At 55.9% G+C, this 19442-nt stretch carries 23 protein-coding genes; 11 read left to right on the plus strand and 12 right to left on the minus strand.

Going from position 1 to position 19442, the window contains the following annotated elements; genetic code table 11:
• Window positions 1-21 precede the first annotated feature (21 nt).
• On the minus strand, window positions 22-255 hold the full coding sequence (locus ASF29_RS17730) for a hypothetical protein (RefSeq protein ID WP_062451992.1): 234 nt from the start codon (window positions 253-255) through the stop codon (window positions 22-24).
• A 130-nt stretch (window positions 256-385) separates the two neighbouring features.
• Between ASF29_RS17730 and ASF29_RS17735 the strand changes: the two genes are divergently transcribed.
• Window positions 386-931: an AAA family ATPase gene (locus ASF29_RS17735; protein ID WP_062451993.1), complete on the plus strand. Its 546-nt coding sequence runs from the start codon at window positions 386-388 to the stop codon at window positions 929-931.
• Here the strand turns inward: ASF29_RS17735 and ASF29_RS17740 are convergent.
• The 7 genes from ASF29_RS17740 to ASF29_RS17770 all read right to left on the minus strand — a co-directional run bounded on the left by ASF29_RS17740 (window position 928) and on the right by ASF29_RS17770 (window position 7434).
• Window positions 928-1644 carry a polysaccharide deacetylase family protein gene (locus ASF29_RS17740; RefSeq protein WP_062451994.1) on the minus strand — a complete coding sequence of 239 codons (717 nt, stop codon included), beginning with the start codon at window positions 1642-1644 and terminating at the stop codon, window positions 928-930. The genes ASF29_RS17735 and ASF29_RS17740 overlap by 4 nt on opposite strands.
• Window positions 1645-1784: 140 nt before the next feature.
• Window positions 1785-2903, minus strand: coding sequence for a branched-chain amino acid ABC transporter substrate-binding protein (locus ASF29_RS17745; protein ID WP_062451995.1), 1119 nt, complete (start codon window positions 2901-2903; stop codon window positions 1785-1787).
• Between the two features lie 115 nt (window positions 2904-3018).
• Entirely contained in the window at window positions 3019-3372 is a 354-nt protein-coding gene (locus ASF29_RS17750) for a DUF6867 family protein (protein ID WP_062451996.1), read from the minus strand.
• Window positions 3373-3538: 166 nt separating this feature from the next.
• Window positions 3539-4267: an ABC transporter ATP-binding protein gene (locus ASF29_RS17755; RefSeq protein ID WP_062451997.1), complete on the minus strand. Its 729-nt coding sequence runs from the start codon at window positions 4265-4267 to the stop codon at window positions 3539-3541.
• The gene (locus tag ASF29_RS17760; protein ID WP_244473590.1) at window positions 4267-5109 is read right to left on the minus strand and encodes an ABC transporter ATP-binding protein; all 843 of its coding nucleotides are present in this window, start codon (window positions 5107-5109) and stop codon (window positions 4267-4269) included. The genes ASF29_RS17755 and ASF29_RS17760 overlap by 1 nt, the downstream gene beginning before the upstream one ends.
• A gap of 20 nt (window positions 5110-5129) precedes the next feature.
• Window positions 5130-6527 (minus strand): high-affinity branched-chain amino acid ABC transporter permease LivM, encoded by a 1398-nt coding sequence (gene livM, locus ASF29_RS17765; protein ID WP_062451999.1) that lies wholly within the window; start codon window positions 6525-6527, stop codon window positions 5130-5132.
• Between the two features lie 4 nt (window positions 6528-6531).
• Complete coding sequence (locus ASF29_RS17770) at window positions 6532-7434, minus strand: branched-chain amino acid ABC transporter permease (protein ID WP_062452000.1); 903 nt, start codon at window positions 7432-7434, stop codon at window positions 6532-6534.
• 356 nt (window positions 7435-7790) lie between these two features.
• Between ASF29_RS17770 and cysQ the strand changes: the two genes are divergently transcribed.
• From cysQ to ASF29_RS17790, 4 genes are all read left to right on the plus strand, one after another.
• A complete protein-coding gene (gene cysQ, locus ASF29_RS17775) occupies window positions 7791-8564 on the plus strand; it encodes a 3'(2'),5'-bisphosphate nucleotidase CysQ (protein WP_062452001.1) in 774 nt (257 codons plus the stop codon).
• Window positions 8565-8664: 100 nt separating this feature from the next.
• A complete protein-coding gene (locus tag ASF29_RS17780; RefSeq protein ID WP_062452002.1) occupies window positions 8665-9705 on the plus strand; it encodes a DUF2793 domain-containing protein in 1041 nt (346 codons plus the stop codon).
• A 335-nt stretch (window positions 9706-10040) separates the two neighbouring features.
• Window positions 10041-10316, plus strand: coding sequence for a DUF1153 domain-containing protein (locus ASF29_RS17785; protein WP_027675777.1), 276 nt, complete (start codon window positions 10041-10043; stop codon window positions 10314-10316).
• 195 nt (window positions 10317-10511) lie between these two features.
• Window positions 10512-10793 (plus strand): GNAT family N-acetyltransferase, encoded by a 282-nt coding sequence (locus ASF29_RS17790; RefSeq protein ID WP_062452003.1) that lies wholly within the window; start codon window positions 10512-10514, stop codon window positions 10791-10793.
• A 195-nt stretch (window positions 10794-10988) separates the two neighbouring features.
• Here the strand turns inward: ASF29_RS17790 and ASF29_RS17795 are convergent, their stop codons facing one another.
• The gene (locus tag ASF29_RS17795; RefSeq protein ID WP_062452004.1) at window positions 10989-11339 is read right to left on the minus strand and encodes a hypothetical protein; all 351 of its coding nucleotides are present in this window, start codon (window positions 11337-11339) and stop codon (window positions 10989-10991) included.
• 443 nt (window positions 11340-11782) lie between these two features.
• On the opposite strand from ASF29_RS17795, the gene ctrA reads away from it, so the two are divergent.
• The gene (gene ctrA / locus ASF29_RS17800) at window positions 11783-12487 is read left to right on the plus strand and encodes a cell cycle two-component system response regulator CtrA (RefSeq protein WP_003491823.1); all 705 of its coding nucleotides are present in this window, start codon (window positions 11783-11785) and stop codon (window positions 12485-12487) included.
• Window positions 12488-12592: 105 nt separating this feature from the next.
• Here the strand turns inward: ctrA and ASF29_RS17805 are convergent, their stop codons facing one another.
• Window positions 12593-13147 carry a hypothetical protein gene (locus ASF29_RS17805; RefSeq protein WP_062452005.1) on the minus strand — a complete coding sequence of 185 codons (555 nt, stop codon included), beginning with the start codon at window positions 13145-13147 and terminating at the stop codon, window positions 12593-12595.
• A gap of 115 nt (window positions 13148-13262) precedes the next feature.
• Here ASF29_RS17805 and ASF29_RS17810 point away from each other — a divergent pair, with 115 nt between their 5' ends.
• On the plus strand, window positions 13263-13772 hold the full coding sequence (locus ASF29_RS17810) for a GNAT family N-acetyltransferase (protein ID WP_062452006.1): 510 nt from the start codon (window positions 13263-13265) through the stop codon (window positions 13770-13772).
• A 60-nt stretch (window positions 13773-13832) separates the two neighbouring features.
• Here ASF29_RS17810 and ASF29_RS17815 read toward each other — a convergent pair whose 3' ends face one another.
• Entirely contained in the window at window positions 13833-14483 is a 651-nt protein-coding gene (locus ASF29_RS17815; protein ID WP_062452007.1) for a histidine phosphotransferase family protein, read from the minus strand.
• A gap of 148 nt (window positions 14484-14631) precedes the next feature.
• Between ASF29_RS17815 and ASF29_RS17820 the strand changes: the two genes are divergently transcribed.
• The 3 genes from ASF29_RS17820 to ASF29_RS17830 all read left to right on the plus strand — a co-directional run bounded on the left by ASF29_RS17820 (window position 14632) and on the right by ASF29_RS17830 (window position 16934).
• A complete protein-coding gene (locus ASF29_RS17820; protein ID WP_062452008.1) occupies window positions 14632-15228 on the plus strand; it encodes an EipA family protein in 597 nt (198 codons plus the stop codon).
• Window positions 15229-15382: 154 nt separating this feature from the next.
• Window positions 15383-16489: a hypothetical protein gene (locus tag ASF29_RS17825; RefSeq protein WP_062452009.1), complete on the plus strand. Its 1107-nt coding sequence runs from the start codon at window positions 15383-15385 to the stop codon at window positions 16487-16489.
• Between the two features lie 133 nt (window positions 16490-16622).
• On the plus strand, window positions 16623-16934 hold the full coding sequence (locus ASF29_RS17830) for a hypothetical protein (RefSeq protein WP_062452010.1): 312 nt from the start codon (window positions 16623-16625) through the stop codon (window positions 16932-16934).
• Window positions 16935-16974: 40 nt separating this feature from the next.
• On the opposite strand, the gene ASF29_RS17835 is transcribed toward ASF29_RS17830, so the two are convergent.
• Window positions 16975-17862 (minus strand): DMT family transporter, encoded by an 888-nt coding sequence (locus ASF29_RS17835; protein WP_062452385.1) that lies wholly within the window; start codon window positions 17860-17862, stop codon window positions 16975-16977.
• A gap of 222 nt (window positions 17863-18084) precedes the next feature.
• Here ASF29_RS17835 and ASF29_RS17840 point away from each other — a divergent pair, with 222 nt between their 5' ends.
• Window positions 18085-19383, plus strand: coding sequence for an adenylosuccinate synthase (locus tag ASF29_RS17840; RefSeq protein WP_062452011.1), 1299 nt, complete (start codon window positions 18085-18087; stop codon window positions 19381-19383).
• Window positions 19384-19442 lie beyond the last annotated feature (59 nt).

Consider the following 19442-nt stretch of genomic DNA (forward strand, 5'->3'; position numbering starts at 1 on the left):
CCGATCACCGTCGAGAGCCGATTAACGGCAGACGCGGGTTTCCTTGATGACGACGCGGCCATGGTGATGCGTACGAACCTTCTTGACGAAGCAATCGCGAGCAACACGATGGTGGTGGCGAGGGCGATACTCTTCGCGCATCGGGGTGCGGACCTTCTGCGTGGTGGTAACAGTCACTGTATCAGCGTAGGAAGGTGCCGAAAAAACAAAGACGGAAGAAACTGCAATCAAAGACGAGATCAGAAGAGTTTTCATGTCAGTACCTCTTGGTTGGGGTGCAGAAAAACGTTCAATACCCCGTCCGGTTCCAGCCAAAAACATTAATACTGCGTAATGTACGGCTCTAAGAAAAACTCTATCTTCCCAGCAACATAGGAGAGTTGATATTAGCAAAACCACAAGTAACTTCGTCGTCCTTTCCGGATGCTCCGGTGGTGGGAAATCGACCCTGCTGGAAGAGTTGGCCAAACGCGGTCATGCTATCGTCGAGGAGCCTGGTCGGCGCATTGTAAAGGCCGTGATAGACCATGGCGGAAGCGCCTTACCGTGGATCGACATGGAGGCTTTTGCCCGCCGCGCGATTGCTCTGTCCATAGAGGATCGATCAAAGGCACCCAAATCCGGCTGGGTCTTTTTTGACCGAAGTTTGGTGGATGCGGCCTCGGCACTGCGCCATATTTGCGGTGACGACTTTATCGAAAAGCTGGCCCACGACCACCGTTATAATAGATGTGTTTTCCTGACGCCGCCATGGCCGGAAATCTACCAGATGGATGGAGAGCGGCAGCACGGCTTTACAGCGGCGGTGGAAGAATATGACCGGCTGCTCCGCGATTATGCAGAACTGAGCTACGAAACCAGAATACTCCCGAAATCGACGCCATCGGAACGCGCCGCATTTCTTCTGCAAACGTTGGAGGGCAAACCTTAACGACGTTCGAGAAGTTGCGACACGGTGACGAATGAGAAACCGCGTTGCCGCAACCCCTCGATGATCTGAGGCAGCGCCTGTCTGGAAACGTCCCGGCTGCGATACATCACATGCATGAGGATGATCGACCCGTTTTTCGCATTGTCGATCACGTATTTTGCCAAGGCATCGGGATTGTCGGCAACATCAGGAAAAGACTCCGGCTCGACATCCCACATGATCGTCTTGCGACCGTGCTCGGACAGATACCACGGCAGTGCCAGCAGTTTCTTGCCGAATGGCGGTCGAAACAGGATTTCACCCTCATAGCCGGCGGCACGAATGGCCGCTTCCGTGCGTTCTATCTCATCCTTGACAGTGGATGGACTGACCCACGCCATGTTGAAATGTGAATAGGAGTGATTGCCGATTTCATGGCCCGCTGCGGCAATCAGCCGGGCCTGAGCCAGATTTTCTGCGATTTCCCGACCGGTCAAAAAGAAAGTTCCGGTCACGTCCCGATCCTTGAGAAGGGTGAGGACCTCCTTGGTGAAGCGGGGCGACGGACCATCATCGAACGTCAGCGCCACAATCGGCTTGTCCGTTTCGACACGCGAGACGATTTCTCCGAACAATTGCGTGGTGCGCGACTTACTGAAGAGATGAAGGCCGAAGAGCAATGCCACCAGCGTCGCCACAATCAGGACAAGAGGCACCCACTGTCTGAATAGCATTACCACTCCGCATTGTATTTTTCATTGGCGATGTTGTTACGCGCCTTGGTGTCGCCTTTGTGGCACGGCTGAAAGCTCTCGTACGTAAAACAAAAAAAGCCCGGCATCGCTGCCGGGCTTCGAATGACGATATTTGAGGCTCAGGTGCCCTGCTGGAAGTAGCTGTACTTGCCGTCTGGACCCTTCTTCCACTCGTACATGACGTAGCCTGGAAGTTTCGGGTCGCCCTTTTCATCAAAGGAGATATCACCCAGAACGGTCTTGTAGGAGCCCTTCTTCAACGCTGCGGCAACGGCTTCGGCATCCGTGGAGCCAGCGGCCTTCGCGCCCTCTGCAATCGTCTGAACGGCTGCGTAGGAGTAAAGCGTGTAAGCTTCCGGGTTGAAGCCGGCCTTCTTGAACTTCTCGACCAGTTCCTTGTTTTCAGGACGCAGGGTCGGGTCAGGACCGAAGGTGTTCAGCGTGCCTTCGACAGCGTCGCCTGCGATGGAAGCGAGTTCGTTGGAGACGATGCCGTCACCCGAAACGAGCTTGGCCTGAAGACCCTGATCCTTCGCCTGGCGAATGATCAGACCAGCTTCGGTATGGAGACCGCCCCAGTAAATAACGGAGACGCCAGCTTCCTTCATCTTCGCGATCAGCGCGGAGAAATCCTTGTCGCCGACGTTGACGCCTTCATAGATGGCTTCCTTCACGCCAGCAGCGTTTGCAGCCTTCTTGGTTTCATCGGCAAGACCCTGACCGTAAGGTGTCTTGTCGTGAATGATGGCAATCTTGGCGTCCTTGAAGTGGTCGGCCAGATACTTGCCGGCAATACCGCCCTGCTGGTCGTCACGTCCGCAGGTGCGGAACGTGTTCCACAGACCGCGCTCGGTGAACACAGGGTTCGTGGCGGCAGGTGTGATTTCGAGAATGCCGTTTTCTGCATAAACTTCCGACGCCGGAATGGATACGCCAGAGTTGAAGTGACCGACAACGAACTTGACGCCGTCAGCAACAAACTTGTTGGCTACCGAAATGCCCTGCTTGGGGTCGGACACGTCATCGCCGAGAACGATCTTGATCTGCTCGCCATTGATGCCGCCTGCAGCATTGATGTCTGCCGCAGCCTGCTCAGCACCCTTCTGAAGCTGCGCGCCGAAAGCCGCATTCGGGCCGGTCAGCGGGCCGCCGACGGCGATGAGAATGTCAGCCCAGGCGGAACCACTGAAGGCGACCATTGCGGTCAGCGCAACTGCGGAAAGAAGAGACTTCTTCATTATATTACTCCCAGTTCCATGGTTGGGTTGATTATCTCTGCCTGCTCAGCACCCACCTTAACTGCTCAGGCTGTTCCACTCATGCGCGCATTCTGAATTCAGAAAAATGCCGCTGTCAATCTTTCTTCTTATAAGAAAATACCGAAGTTCGGTCATACAGCCAGTAGTACTTATCGACCATCTGGCTGGTGCGACGCACCCGGAAGCCAACCGTCGCAAAGACCAGCAGAACGACGACATCGATCAGGTAGTAAAAACCGTCCAGCATGGGTCCCGCAAACAGCGCATAGTGCAAAAAGCGCATCACCACACCCAGCAGCAGCGTATAGACGACCACCCGCGGATAGTCTTCCCAACCGTCAGCAACGGACTTGCCCGTGCGCCAGGCAGTCCAGAACCCGAGAAGAACAACGAGAGCGCGCAAGACATAGCGTACGCCGCTGTCACTTTCGAAAAAAAGTCCCTGCATCTTTTTCCCCATCAGCGCCTTTGGCTTCTTTGCCGCCGGATCTGCCTTTGATTTTCCCGCCCGCCGTTTGCCGGCAGGCTTTATTGTTATATGGCTCCACAGGCACGCCGCTCTGAACGACTGCCTGACATTGGTCCGCGCCCACCAAAGGCAGGCACGGATGTTTCTAGTGGCGACCGCCTTCGAGATAGGCAGCGCGCACTTCAGGGTTGGCCAGCAATTCCTTGCCGGAACCGCTCATCGTTACCTTACCGTTGACCATGACATAGGCGCGGTCGGAAAGTTTCAGGGCTGCGAATGCGTTCTGCTCCACGAGGAAGACGGTGAGCCCCTCCTCCTTGTTCAGCGTCTTGATCGCCTCGAAAATACCCTTGACGATCAACGGTGCAAGACCGAGCGAAGGCTCATCCAGGAGGAGCAGCTTGGGACGCGACATCAGCGCGCGGCCGATGGACAACATCTGCTGCTCACCGCCAGACAGTGTGCCGCCACGCTGGCTCTGACGTTCCTTCAGGCGCGGGAACATCGTGAAGATTTTCTCGACGTCTTCCTTGAAGTATTTCAAATTATCGAGATTGGCGCCCATCTGGAGATTTTCCAGAACGGTCATCCGCGGAAAAATGCGACGTCCTTCGGGTGACTGCGCGATGCGGCGACGGGCGATCAGATGCGTCGGCACCTTCGTGATGTCTTCGCCATCGAAAATCACAGAGCCGGTACGGGCCTGCGGGCTGCCGCAGATCGTCATCATCAGCGTCGACTTGCCGGCACCGTTGGCGCCGATCAGGCTGACGATCTCGCCCTTGTTGACTTCGACATCGACGCCAGCCAAGGCGCGGATATTGCCGTAATAGGTTTCTACGCTCTGGACTTTGAGAAGGGGTTCACCGGACATCAGATTGTCCCCCCAAGTTCTTCTGCAATCACTTCTTCCACTTCATCATCCTCGACACCCAGATAGGCGGCGATGACCTTCGGGTCGTTCTTTACATGGTCAGGCGTACCATCGGAAATCTTCTGACCATATTCGAGAACCACGACGTGGTCGGAAATCTCCATGACAACGGACATGTCGTGCTCGATCAGGAGCAGAGACGTGCCTTCAGCCCTGATCCCACGCAAGAGATTGTTGAGCGCCAGAGATTCCTTCGGGTTGAGACCCGCTGCAGGCTCATCGAGGCATAAAAGCTCGGGCTCGGTGCACATGGCACGGGCGATTTCCAGGCGCCGCTGCGCACCATAGGGAAGATCGCCAGCCGGATCGTCGGCACGCTCTGTCAGATCAGCCTTGTCCAGCCAATATTTGGCTTTCTCTATCGCACCGGCAGCCGCCTTCTTGTAGACCGGCATGCCGAGCAATCCGAGGAATGTGTAGCCGGACGCCTTCATCAGCGCGTTGTGCTGAGCCACCAGCAGGTTTTCCAAAACGGTCAGACCGGAAAAAAGCCTAATGTTCTGGAAGGTACGTGCAACCTTGGCCTTCTTGGTGATCTCGAAATCGGGCAAACGCTCGAGCAGGTGTTCTTCACCCGTCTTGCGGCGCATGGTGATCATCCCCATCGTCGGCTTGTAGAAGCCGGTGATGCAGTTGAACACGGTCGTCTTGCCCGCACCGTTGGGGCCGATCAGCGCGGTAATCTCGCCGCGCCGTGCCTCAAAGGAGAAGTCGTTGATGGCCATGAGACCGCCGAACTTCATGGACAGGTGTTCAACCTTGAGAATGGTGTCTGTTGTCATTGCACTATTACCGGAAACCATCAGCCGTGACCTTCCTTGGTGAAGCTACCGGAAACGGACTTGCGTTCCTTCAGGAAGGCCGTGGGTTCGCGAGAGCCGACGAAACCGCGGGGTTTGAACAGCATCACGATGACCATGGCCAGGCCGAACAGCAACATGCGGTAAAGTTCCGGCGTGAAATCAGGACCGAAGATGTGTTTGAGGAATTCCATTTCGCGCAGCAGTTCGGTGCCGCCGACCATGACGACCGCTGCAATCGCGATACCTGTCAACGACCCCATGCCGCCCAGAACCACGATGGCGAGAATGACAGCCGATTCGAGGAACACGAAGCTTTCAGGCGAAACAAACCCTTGGCGAGCGGCGAAGAAAGAGCCAGCAAAACCACCGAACATCGCGCCCGTTGCAAAGGCGGTGAGCTTGGTCTTGACCGTGTCGATACCAAGCGAACGGCAGGCGATTTCGTCTTCACGCAAGGCTTCCCATGCACGGCCGATGGGCATGCGGCGCAGCTTGATCGTCACATAGGCCGTCAGCATGCACAGCAGGAGAATGACGTAGAAGAGGAAGATCTTGTAATAGGCCGAAGACATCGACAGGCCGAAGGCTTTGGCAAAGTTGTTCGGCGCACCGACATCAAAAGACCAGATGCCGAAGACGGATGCCTTGGCGATGCCAGAAATCCCGAAGGTACCCTTGGTAACCTCTGTCCAGTTCAGCAGAACCAGTCGGATGATCTCACCGAAGGCTAGCGTCACGATGGCGAGATAGTCGCCACGCAGACGCAGAACCGGAAAACCGAGAATGATGCCCCAGAACGCAGCGAGAATACCGGCCATGGGCAGAAGAACCCAGAAGGAAAGGCCGAAATGGCTCGACAGCAAAGCGTAGGAATAGGCACCCACGGCATAGAAAGCGACGTAGCCGAGATCGAGCAGACCAGCCAGACCGACAACGATGTTGAGACCCCAGGCCAGCATCACATAGATCAGAATCTGAATGCCGAAATTGTCGACGAGCTTCAAGGAGCCCTGAACACCGAAGACACCCACGGCAATCGCCGGATAGATCAGCAGCAGGATCAAGGCGATCTTCAGAAAGTGCTTGTGAAAGAAGCCCTTGTTTTCGGAAATCTCCAGAACACCGCTCTTGGCTTTGGCAAGTTTACGGCTATCGAGATGCGGCTTGATGAAGCCGACGACGAGAAAGCGACCGACGGCGGCGATGGCGACGAAGATCGCCAGAAGACCCCAGCGCATGCCCCAGATCAACTGGTTGTTGATGTCCTGATAGGTCACGACACCGACGTAAAGAATGAACATTCCCAGCGAGACCAGACCCGCAAAAATGCCCTCCTTGACCGCCTGCGCCATAAGGCTCGGATTGCGGCTTTCGGATTCGGAAGCAATGTTTGCCATGATCTTAAACCTTCTCGACTTCCGGACGGCCCAGAATACCGGTCGGCTTGAAAATCAGAACGAAAGCGAGAATCCCGAAGGCCGCCACATCCTTGTAGGCAATGGAGAAATAGGCAGACCAAAGGCTTTCGATGAGGCCGATCAGCAGACCGCCGAGAACGGCGCCCGGAAGCGAGCCGATACCGCCGAGAACGGCTGCGGTAAACGCCTTGACGCCCGGAATGAAGCCGTCATTGAACGAAGCGACGCCGTAATACATCAGATACATCGTACCTGCCACGGCGGCCAGCGCTGCACCCATGACGAAGGTAATGGAGATCGTGCGGTCGACGTCGACGCCCAGAAGTGCCGCCATCTTGCGGTCCTGCTCGGTTGCACGCTGCGCGCGACCAAGCGGGGTCTTGTTGACGATATACCAGAAAGCGAACAGCAGGGTCGACGTGATCGCGACGATGATGAGCTGCTTCAGCGAGATGGTAATGGCACCGAAATGATAGGTATCGGTAACGAGTGTCGGGATCGGCTTGTTACGCGGACCTTGAGTGACCTGAATGAAGTTGGACAAGGCGATCGACATGCCGATGGCAGTGATCAGCGGCGCGAGACGGAAGGAACCGCGCAACGGGCGATAGGCCACACGCTCGATCGCCCAGTTCCACAGACCCGTCATCAACATGGCGACGATCATCATGACCAGAAGCAGGATGGCGACCGGGATACCGGCGAAGAAAGTGGTGAGAATGAGAAAAACGATCAGGGCAGCAAAGCCGCCGAGCATGAAAATATCGCCATGGGCGAAGTTGATCATGCCGATGATGCCGTAAACCATCGTATAGCCAATTGCGATAAGGCCATAGATCGATCCAAGAGTCAGCCCGTTTATGAGCTGCTGGATAAAATACTCCATATCTTTCCCCCGGACCCGCTCTCAACGGAACAGGTCTCGTTTATGTTGATTCCGGGGGCTGCATTTTTTGTCCCCCTTGGTAAAAACCCATATCGCGTTCGGAGGAAATGTGAAGTCAAAAATCTGTAAAACAGCTTTTTATTTGGAATTTCCCCAGTGAATGCCGCCCAGAGGCTCACAACGGTCAGAATTTCAGCACAGGTTGCTGCAAAAAGCGGCCCTTGATGATGAAATACAGCTTTTGAAGGGCGGTTTTCCACATCCGGAGCGACAGCACAGACGCGTTGTAAAATCGGACGCAAAAGCTTATCTCCTGTCTGCCGGACATCACACCCGGTGACGCCAAAGGGACTTCTATGCTCGATATATTGACAGCGGCCACGTTGAAGGCCGGCAGAGAGATCATGTCGGTCCATGCCGCAGGTCCCCACGTCACCTATAAGAACGACTGCTCCCCCGTAACTGAGGCCGATCAGCGGGCCGAAGACGCGATATTGCGGTCTTTGGCAAAGCATTTTCCGGACATACCCGTCATTGCCGAAGAGGCTGCCGCTAACGGCATCGTACCGGAAACGGGCAACGAATTCTTTCTGGTTGACCCACTCGATGGCACCAAGGAGTTCATTTCCGGCAAGCAGGATTTTACGGTCAATATCGCTTTGGTGCGGAACGGTTCGCCCGTTCTTGGCGTCGTCTACGCCCCTGCCCTGAAGGTTTTGTGGACCGGCGATGGCAAGGTCGCGTCCAAGGTGCAGATTTCCGACGATTTCGAACCGTCCACCAGCCGCAATGTGCGTTGCCGGGCCAAGCCGACCATTCCGATTGCGGTTATCAGTCGCTCGCACTGCACGCCAAAGACGGAAGCCTTCGTGGCCGAAAACGGTTTGATCGACAGCATTTCCATCGGCTCCTCGCTCAAATTCTGCATGCTGGCCGAAGGTGCTGCCGATGTTTACCCCCGCTTCAGCCGCACCATGATGTGGGATACTGCAGCGGGCGATGCCGTGCTTCGGGCAGCCGGCGGCATGACACTGGATATGGCGGGCCTGCCTCTTCGCTATGAAGTGCTTGACGGCGACGAGGACCCGCTGGCAAATCCTGATTTCATCGCCTGGGGCGCCGCTCCCTAAGGTTGATCGGACAGATCCACACCGACAGAAATTATTTTCATTTTTTTCTCAATGGTCCTCCGCATGGCCGCACAATCTCCGACGCAACGGAGACCGAGACATGACGGAACAGACAACGAGACTGGAACTGCCCTATATTCTGCCCTCTCAGGCGCAGAAACACGTCACTCACAATCAAGCACTGCAAAGACTGGATGCCATCACCCAGATGGTCATCCTCAGTGAGCGCGCAACGGCACCACAGACATCCGATGAGGGAGATTGCTTCCTCATCGCGCAGGCAGCAACCGGAGACTGGGCCGGGAAAAGCGGCAGGCTGGCCTTCCGACAGGATGACGGGTGGACCTACATATCTCCCAGAGAAGGGTGGCTTGCATGGTTTGCGGAAGCCTCGAATCTCAAACTTTTGCAGAACGGCACATGGAAAGCCGTTCCGCTTCCCGAAAACGCAAGTTTCGGGCAGATGGGCGTGAATGCCACGGCAGACGCATCCAATCGGCTCGTCGTCTCCTCCACAGCCAGCCTGTTTACCCATGCGCCCGCCGGTGGCGGTCATCAGATCAAGGTCAACAAGGCTGCAGCTGCTGATACGGCCACCCTGCTCTTCCAGTCCGGCTGGGGCGGACGCGCGGAGATGGGGCTGGCCGGAAACGACAGTTTCTCGATCAAGACCAGTGCCGATGGCGCGACATGGACGACGGCGCTGTCGATTTCGGAGGCCGGACAGGTTTCGACGCCCTCAAAACCGGTTGTACGCGCCGGGAGAGCGGCAGGCAATGTTTCGCACGTTGCCGGATCGGTCTCGGGCTTCACGAACCTTGCTGTCAAACAGGGTGGATTTGCCTTGGGCAACGTCGTCAGCGACACATTGAAAGAACTGGTCATTCCCGCGACCGGCCTTTACTCGGTAGCCATGTCCCTTGCCGTTGTATCCTCTTCGGGCCACGCGGTTGCGATCAGGCTGAATGGCACCACGAGTTCCTTTGCGCTGACCGGTACATCAGCATCGGCAGGGAATTTCCAGTCGGCAAACTTCATTATGGCACTCAACGCCAACGACCGCATATCCCTTGCCCATACCGGCACATGCCAGCTCTCCTATGGTGACGGCAAGACGGAACTGTCTCTGACGATGCTCTGAACGGTTCGCGACCTTGCCCGTCACCGGCTATAGGTCGGTGGCGGGCAAACGCCACCAAGGATGGGTAATCGATACGAAATAAAACGACGAAAAAGGCTAAATGCCAGCCGGACGCGAATATTATGAAATTCCGATATGAATATATTTCACAGAAAATGGCATAAAAAACGACAAATCGAATTTTTCTTTTCGGCACAAGAATCCAGCAAAGCTCGAACAAATCGGGCGAAACCATTCAAATTCTTAATAAATTGTCTCTGACTGCTTAGGTAATTTTTAAAGGTACGGTCCTAAAGTGCGTCTGCATATGGTCTTGAGTTTGTGTAGAGTGTCCAATGACCGAAATGATACGCCCACGAGTTAAATATGTCATCGGCCCCGATGGCAGCCCTCTGACGATTGCCGACCTGCCTCCTGCGGACACGCGCCGCTGGGTCATTCGTCGAAAGGCAGAGGTTGTCGCCGCGGTACGAGGAGGACTATTGAGCCTCGAGGAAGCCTGCGAACGATACACGCTGACAGTCGAGGAATTCCTCTCCTGGCAGTCTTCCATCAGCGACCACGGCCTTGCAGGTCTGCGCACCACGCGTATCCAGCAATACCGCCACTAGTTTGAGCTTTCCCCCTTCGGGAATTGCACGAATGGATGAAGCGTCACCATCCCCCGTTTTCGGGATGAGTGGCGCTGATTCGTTTTATGCGCCGAATTCGCGCTAGCGTCCAGTGACGCCGCGTTCACACGTCAGGCCATTTCCTTTTCCCCGCGACATTCTAGAGTGATGCTAAACGCAACGGGGTTGAGACACATGCAGATTTCCGCTTCAGAGACCGGCTCCAAGGGCCGATATGCCGCAACGCTCGACGGTCACGTCGGCGAAATGACCTATTCCCGCACATCGCCGAAACTCATCATCATCGATCATACCGGCGTGCCGGATGCGTTGCGGGGCAAGGGCGTGGGTCAGGCGCTCGCCGCTTTTGCCGTTGAGGCAGCGCGTGAGGGAGGCTGGAAAATCATGCCGCTTTGCCCGTTCTTCAAGGCTCAGTCGCTGAAACACCCCGAGTGGTCCGACGTCATTTCCAACTGACAATCCTTCCAATCCATAAGTCAAAAAACCGCCCGAAAAATCGGACGGTTTTCAAATTTCGCTGTGAACCTATGGTGTCGGTGAGGCCTTACCCACCGGTGGCGACCGACAGGCCATGACGTCACGTCATTGAAAGCAGCCTCCTGATCCACTGGCCACCGTCAATGAGGACGTGTCTTTCCTGCCTTTTAAACGTCAGGCGCGGGCCCGTACCGCAACATCACGATTTTCAAGAGCGGCGGCTCTTTCATACTCGGCCTGAACTTCTTCCAGAACCGCTTCTGCCGCTTCTTCCTGCATCTTCAATTCCCTGATGGAGACCTGAAGATTATCCGCACGCTGACGTGCCGCTTTCGCAAAAGTCGGATAGGCGAAATGCGTCGGATCGGTGATTCCCGATTTGCTCTCCTCCAGAGAAATCTGATGGACCAACTCCTTGGCCATTCGTTCGAATTCGGACATCATCATCTGCAATTGCTGCAACTGACGACGTTTTTCGTTGACCTGAAATTCCTTCAGGCGAACTAGGCTGTCACGCGACTTCATACGCAATACTCCGTGGATAGCGAGACCCCGGTCATAACTGGAACCGACCCTTCACCCCGGCATGTGCCGGAATGATTCTGAAAAGTTACCCGACGTTAATAAAAAATTGGCGTCGTTAACCTTTCGTTTACGGGCATCGTTAATGATAAGGCAGATCATTTAAAGGTCGGTAAACGCCAAGTCCGAAAAACACGGATACGACGATGTAGGAGTCGATTGAGTCACTTAGCGGGATTTGTTCACGTTATGATTCAAGTTTGGTGATGCGGATTCATGTTTGATAACAGCAAGCTGGAACCATTATTTAATAAATTCTCCGCACCTTGCCAAAGGTAATTAGAATTTGTTAACCATTTGGTGGCAGCCTGCAAATCAGGCAACGACTGGATCCGTATCGCGCAAAGGGCAATCATTTACCTTCCGCGGCGGCAAAGGGGATAATTATGCGGGTTCTACTAATCGAAGACGACAGCGCGACAGCTCAGAGCATTGAGTTGATGCTGAAGTCGGAAAGTTTCAATGTCTATACGACCGACCTCGGAGAGGAAGGCGTAGACCTTGGAAAGCTCTACGATTACGACATCATTCTGCTCGACCTTAACCTCCCCGACATGTCGGGTTACGAGGTTCTGAGAACGCTTCGCCTGTCCAAGGTAAAGACGCCGATCCTGATTCTTTCAGGCATGGCGGGTATCGAAGACAAGGTTCGCGGCCTCGGTTTCGGCGCAGACGACTACATGACGAAGCCTTTCCACAAGGATGAACTCGTCGCTCGCATTCACGCCATCGTGCGTCGCTCCAAGGGCCATGCCCAGTCGGTCATCTCGACGGGCGAACTGATCGTCAATCTGGATGCAAAGACGGTCGAAGTCGGCGGTCAGCGCGTTCACCTGACGGGCAAGGAATACCAGATGCTCGAGCTGCTTTCGCTGCGCAAGGGCACCACGCTCACCAAGGAAATGTTCCTCAACCACCTCTACGGCGGCATGGACGAGCCTGAACTGAAGATCATCGACGTTTTCATCTGCAAGCTGCGCAAGAAGCTCGCAAATGCTGCAGGCGGCGCGAACTACATCGAAACCGTCTGGGGCCGTGGCTACGTTCTTCGCGAGCCGGATGGCGCGACGGAATTCCTCGAAACCGCCTGATATCCTCCCAAGCATACCCGCTAACGAAAAAACCGCCCTCCTCCGGCGGTTTTTTTGTGTTCGCCTGCAGGATTTGGCGATCCCTCCGTGTACAGCGCACACTCATCAATGAGTGCGATGGTGCTCTGCCGTGTTCTGAACCATTTGGAACACGCGAGGTGCATCAACGATGGCAATGAACTGCGGAACAGGATCGAGTGACGGCACCCAGATCGACAGTCCAGAATTTCCAGTGAACGAACGCGCCGCTCCAAACCGGATCGTGCCACGCCCGTCTCTGCGCTCTGTCAGGTGTATGTCCGGCAATTGAGCCAGACCGACCGCCGTGAATTTTCTGAATGGTCGCGATTGGGACACAAGGACACGTCTGTCGGTCAACGCATAGATCGTGGCCTTTCGCACCCACGCATCGAACCAAAACCGCCCGACAACCATGAACAGGCCGACGCAAACGAAAATTGAGCCGAATAAAATGAAAAAGGGCGGCGCATTCGTGTTGAGAGCGGAAACCGTCCAGTAAATGGCAAAGCCGCACCACAAAAGAGTGAACGGAATGAGCAAACCATCGAGCGGCTGAAAGATCACGCCCTGTCCCGGTCGGCCTGACCACATGATTCGCTCCTGCGGCAAAAGCTGTGACCTGAAAATCTCGTCCTGCATTGAAATATCCTACCTGCAATCTGATTGATAAAATACATGCAATAATTGCAAATTGAAGACGAAAATCCTATTCAGCGAGCAATTGCTCGATCTATCATGCTTCAGGGTTGCCAGAATGTTGTTCAGAAATGCCGCGCCCACCGATGCCTCCAGCCTCGCGGTCCTATCCATGGAGGTCTGGGTCGGCACCTACCTGCGCGAAGGCGTGAACGCGTTTTTTGCCGATTACGCGCTTTCCGAATTCACCGCCGCTACGTTCGGGGCGATCATCGCAAATGATGACGAGCACATCATCGTTTCGGAAAACGAAGACGGTATTGATGGCTTTATCCGACTGTCCGTTAACAGTGCGGCACCGGTTGAGTGCTGCTCAACTACGGAAATCAAAACGCTTTATATCCAGCCACGACATCACGGCAAGGGACTCGGAAAAGGTCTTCTGGATGAGGGGCTTGGCCAATGCGCAGAAATGGGCATCAACTCGGTCTGGCTCACGGTAAATTCGCAAAACACGTCAGCGCTTGCATTTTATTCGGCGGTCGATTTCGAGACGATCGGCCAGACGCATTTTCGCATTGGAGACCAGACCTATCTCAACGAAGTGCTACGGCTTCAGATCGCCTGAGGCCATGCGGAAACGGGCCGCCACAGGGGAAGCCCGTTTTCATGCGTTCCGATTTTCGAATCAGGCCGCTTCGGCCATCGTCGCGGTGAACACGATGCGATCTTCGTGCACTTCGTGCGCGATCTTCATGCCGGCCTCTTCGGCCATTAGCAGCGTGTAGTATGGCTGGACGGAATGGGCGTCGATCGCCTCTTCTTCCGTGCCTTCCAGAAGTGCTGCGAACTTGGCCGGGAGGCGCATCATGCGGCCTTTGACGGTGATTTCAAAGCGCGCGTCCGTTTCCGGATTTTCGAGGACGATATCGACATTTCCGCCGCGCGGAATGGCGCTGTAGGCAACGAGGAACAGGTTGAGCAGCAGCTTGACCCGGTTTTTCGGAATGATGGCGCGCGGTCCGTTCCAGCTGACCTCCGCCTTCTTCTCGGCCGCCGCAAAATCCTTCGCAGCCTTTTCAGCCTCACCCGTGTCGATGGAGGCACCGGCAGAACCCGATGCACCGAAGGCCAGGCGGGCGAATTTGAGACGGACGGAAGCGTTGAGCGCGGAGGTGCGGATCAGGTCCAGCGCGTCTTCATCCGAACCACCTTCGTCGAGAAGCTCCAGCCCGTTGTTGATGGCACCCACCGGCGAAATGACATCATGGCACACGCGACTGCACAGAAGCGCCGCCAGATCGGGGCCTGATAGCGTCAGGTTAGGTTTGCTCGTCATAAAATTCTCTCCTGCGCAAGGCTGCGCGGACCGTGTGGAAGTTATTAAGCCATAATGACACCATATTTGGTAAACCGATTGTTAATATCATGGTTTCAAAATGCCAAATGTCTTAACAGGGCAAAACGAACGAAACAGACGGACGGAATTGAAGATGCGACTTACCGAACTCCGCACCATCGCACGCCTCGGACTGGTAAAGATTTTCGTGGTACTCGCGAGCCTTTGCGTGTCTGCTGCGCATGCCTCGGCCCAAAGCAGCGACCAATATTCCCTTCAGGAAATTGTCGACGCTGGACACGGCTTCTTCGGCGAAACCACCGGAGGACTTGCGAAGGTAGTGGAACGAGCCTTTCAGCAATATGGCCTGCCAAACGGCTATATTCTCGGACAGGAAGGTTCGGGCGCTTTCGTTGCTGGCCTGACCTATGGCGAAGGCCAACTCTACACCAAGAACGCCGGGCAGCATCCGGTTTTCTGGCAGGGGCCGTCTCTCGGTCTCGATTATGGTGGTCAGGGCACACGCGCCATGATGCTGGTCTATAATCTGCCTGCGGTAAATTCGCTCTATCGTCGTTATGGCGGCGTCAGTGGTTCGGCCTTCATTGTCGCAGGCGTCGGCATGACCGTTTTGAAAAACAGCGACGTCACGATTGCTCCGATCAGAACCGGTATCGGCGCACGCCTTGGCATCAATGTCGGCTATCTGAAGCTGACGCCACAGCCAACCTGGAACCCCTTCTGATTCGCAATTCGGAAAAATCGGCGTAAACTCATGCCTTGACGGACTAAGGCCTGGCACAAGATTGGCGTGACACACATCGCGCCTGTGGAATAATCCGCGATACCAGCGACCTCGATGCGGTCACTTCATCGCATTTCGAGTGGAGACAACCTGCGTGATCGAGTACGCTCTTCTTTTCGGCCTGGGTTTTCTCTCTGCGATTTTGCTGGTTTCGCTGATGGCGCCGGCCATTCATCGCCGCATCGTCGTCTATACGGAAAAACGGCTGCGGGCGACGATGCCTATCAGCCCACAGGAAGTGCGCGCTCAGAAAGACATGGCACGCGCACTCTATGCTGCTGAAAACGCACGCACCCGACAGGAACTGGATTCCGAGCGCGAAAAAGCTCTCTCTTTAAAGTTCAGAAACGACAACGCCGTCAGCGATGCCAGCAAGCTTTTGGGCGAGACACGCGAACTGAAATCACAGCTCGAACAATTGATGCTGGAGACGAGCGACCTCCGCGCCAAGGCCCGTCGCCACGAAGATGCCGCAGCGCGTTTGAAAGCCGCCCTGAATGACGCGGAAGAAACCGCTTTGTCCCGTACGCAGGAAATTTCTGGCCTGACCAAGCGCGTCAGCGCCATCTCGCGTGAACTGGACGACCTCAAGATTACCTTGTCGGCTCGCGATATCGAGGTGGAACAGGCCAAGCACAAAACCGCTTCATGGCGCAAGGAGCGTGAAACGCTGACCAAAGAGCTGGAAGACGTGACGGCCAAAAACCGTGAAGCCGCGCAACAGATAACCCGCGACAGCCGCAAGATCGCGCGGCTTGAAGAACAGCTTGCCACCGAAGCCGCACGCAACGCCGATAATGAGACGCTGCTGGAGCGCCGCGCCCAGGATGTTGCACGGCTCAAGGAACGCATGTCCGCCAGCGAAGTCGCTGCGCCGGTGCAAAGCACGCTGGTCGCTCCTCCTCCGGAACCGGCGACCACGGTCACGGTCACGCCGGACGTGCTTGCTCGCGAGATCGAAGATATCCGCAATCAGGGCACGGCGCTGACGGAGCGGCTGCTCAACGGCAAGGGCAACGGAAACGACGAGGCGATTCGCCGCGAGATCGCGCAGATCGCCGCGCGGATGATCGCCTTGACGGCGGCTCAGGAGGGCAGCGCGTCACCCATTCCTGCGATGATCGCAAAAGCGACAGACGTGACGGGGCGAAAAAATCTGGCTAACCGCGCCAGCGACGCCATCTCGCAGGCGAGAAACTAACCTCCCCTGCTCGCGCTCTTCAAAAAAATCGATAGATCGCATTAAAAATAAAGACCGATAAAATTGTAGCTATCGGTTTAAAGAGCCCGAAAAGACTGCCCCGTAATGTGATCGTCAATGGCGCCGAACAGAAATGGCACCGCAAACGACAACGAGCGGAAAGACCGGCGGCAAGCCGGCCATCGCAAAAAAACGGGGTATCGATATGTTCAAGAAGCTTTTTGCCGCTGCCATCTGCGGTGCAGTCATTGCCTCCATCGCCAGCCATGCCGACGCAGCGGGTCCGGGCGGATTTGCACGCGGCTTTGCTGTACTCGAACGCGATGCCGTTTCGACGCTGGCACCCATGACGAACGCTGACAAAATCGACATATCCCGCCACAAGGCCCTCTCGGCCATGGATCAATATTTCAGCGGCTTCGACCAGTCGCAGCCCGCAGACTGATAACTGTCTTCCAGATCATGACCAACTTGCCGCCGTTTCCTCAGGGAACCGGCGGTTTTTTTCTTTCGGCAACCGCAATGCCACTCAGCGCCAGCAACAGGGCGATGACCTGATAGGGATGCAGGACCTCGCCTATGACCAGAACCGACAACAACGTGCCGAAAACCGGAATGAGGTTGATGAAGAGACCGGCCCGGTTGGGACCGATACGCTCGACGCCGAGAATGAAGAATATCTGTGCGACGAGCGAAGGAAACACGGCAGTGTAAACGGTGATGACCCAACCCTTCGCATCCGGCCAGACCGCTGTATTTTCATGCATTTCCCACACCATAAGCGGGACCGAGGTGATCATCGCCGCAGCGGCCGGAACGGCCATGAGGGTGCGCCAGTCGACAGCCGGTTTCCAACGCAGAATCACCGTGTAGACCGCGTAGGACAGAACCGCGAGCAGCATGATCGCGTCGCCGATATTCATTTCCAGATTGATCAGCGACAGCAGGTCGCCGTGGGAGGCAAGCAGCGCAATGCCAGCGATCGTCAAAAAGAAACCGACGATCTGGCCAATCAGCACCTGTGTGCGAAAGAGGGCGAAATTCATCGCGAAGATCACCATGGGAATGCCCGCCTGGATAACGGCGACATTGATGGCGGACGTATACCGAAGCGCGGTGTAGAGCGTCGCGTTGAAGCAGGTATAGCCCACAGCGCCAAGAACGAAAAAATAGGGCAGACGCTTTTTCACGATCGGCCAGTCGCGCACGAGATACGGCAGGGAAATGGCAGCGATGATCGCCACCGCCAGCGTCCAGCGTAGAAAAGTCAACACCATGGGGCTCACATGGCCCACGGCCATCTTCCCTGCCACGGCATTGCCGCCCCAGCACAGGGTTGCGATGATCAAAACAAGATATGCTCTGGATGACACGAAATTTCGACTTTCGACTGTAGACGCCACGCAGTTCTGCACCGCCGATTCGTCTTCTGCAAGCGCCGATAGTACCCCGGAAATGGCAATGGCATTGAAATGCCGCGGAAAAAGCAAGGTTTCGCCGCATAAACAGGGTCGCTTTCCGCAAAACAACGCAGTATACATTCGCGGGTTTGAGTTAGGGGCGTTTTTTTGACGCCATGAGCAGGAAAGCAAGAAATGACGAATGTCGTGGTGGTCGGCTCGCAGTGGGGCGATGAAGGCAAGGGTAAGATTGTTGACTGGCTTTCGGAGCGCGCCGACGTCGTCGTGCGCTATCAGGGCGGTCATAATGCAGGTCATACGCTTGTTATCGATGGCGTCAGCTACAAGCTGTCGCTTCTGCCTTCTGGCGTCGTGCGTCCGGGCAAACTCGGCGTCATCGGCAATGGCGTCGTGGTCGACCCACATGCGCTGATCGCCGAAATCGGCCGTTTGGAAGCACAGGGCGTCAAAGTATCGCCTGACAATCTCCGCATCGCCGACAATGCGACCCTCATTCTTTCCCTGCACCGCGAACTGGACGGTATGCGTGAAGACGCGGCCTCCAACAGCGGCACCAAGATCGGCACTACCCGCCGTGGGATCGGCCCTGCCTATGAAGACAAGGTTGGCCGTCGCGCCATCCGCGTCATGGATCTGGAAGACAAGGAAGCGCTTTCCGCCAAGGTCGACCGCATTCTGACGCACCACAATGCGCTGCGTCGCGGCTTTGGCGCTGCCGAAGTCAGCCATGAAACAATCATGGAAGAACTGACATCGGTTGCCGATCGCATCCTGCCTTTCAGCGAAACCGTTTGGTTGCTGCTGGACAAGAAGCGTCGCGCCGGTGAGCGCATCCTGTTCGAAGGCGCGCAGGGTTCTCTGCTCGACATCGACCACGGCACCTATCCCTATGTGACGTCGTCCAACACCGTTGCCGGACAGGCCGCTGCCGGCTCCGGCATGGGTCCGGGCTCGCTCGGCTATATCCTCGGCATTACCAAGGCTTACACGACGCGCGTTGGTGAGGGTCCCTTCCCGACGGAACTCAACGACGAAGTCGGCCAGTTCCTGGGTGAAAAGGGCCATGAGTTTGGCACCGTCACGGGCCGCAAGCGCCGGTGCGGCTGGTTCGACGCTGCTCTGGTCCGCCAGTCGGTCGCGACCAACGGCATCACCGGAATTGCCCTGACAAAGCTTGATGTTCTCGATGGCCTCGAAGAGCTGAAGATCTGCGTAGGCTATAAGCTCGACGGGCAGGAAATCGATCATCTTCCCGCAAGCCAGGGCGCGCAAGCCCGCGTCGAGCCAATCTACATCACGCTCGAAGGCTGGAAAGAGTCCACGGTCGGCGCCCGCAAATGGGCGGATTTGCCTGCACAAGCTATTAAATACGTGCGTCAGGTCGAAGAATTGATCGGTGCGCCTGTCGCGCTGCTGTCAACCAGCCCCGAGCGTGACGACACAATACTTGTGACTGATCCGTTTGAGGACTAAAGTCCTCGACGATCGAAATTCATAAACCATATCGGGCCAGTACGTCGTTGGCCTCGACG

Origin of the sequence: Rhizobium sp. Leaf262 (assembly GCF_001422245.1) — a bacterium.
GTDB lineage: Bacteria > Pseudomonadota > Alphaproteobacteria > Rhizobiales > Rhizobiaceae > Agrobacterium.